The organism is Bacillus sp. SIMBA_008, from assembly GCF_046535495.1.
GTDB lineage: Bacteria > Bacillota > Bacilli > Bacillales > Bacillaceae > Bacillus > Bacillus subtilis.
The window spans coordinates 1-310 of record NZ_JAWRWL010000224.1 but is presented as its reverse complement, the minus strand read 5'-3'; the positions used below and the strand labels follow the sequence as shown (position 1 = coordinate 310).

At 56.8% G+C, this 310-nt stretch carries 1 protein-coding gene; it reads left to right on the top strand.

Annotation, left to right across the window (positions count from 1 at the left end):
* Positions 1-310: calcium-binding protein (locus SB658_RS22930; protein WP_410602553.1), on the top strand; the 310-nt coding region annotated here is incomplete at both ends.

Genomic DNA, 310 nt, shown 5'->3' with positions numbered 1-310 from the left:
GCTCTACGGCGATGCAGGTGACGATATTGTTAACGGCGGCACGGGCGATGACAGCATCTGGGGCGGCACGGGAAACGATACCCTTTCCGGTAATGAAGGGTTTGACTACCTGCTAGGCGAAGCTGGAAACGACACTCTTTCTGGCGGCGCAGGAACCGACTGGTTGAGTGGTGGCGACGGCAATGACGTCCTTGATGGCGGTACCGAGCGTGACACCATTCTGGCAGGTGATGGCGACGACACTGTTCAGCATAATGCAGAAAACGCCGAGTATTTGCAGGACGCTATTGAAGGCGGTGCTGGAACTGAC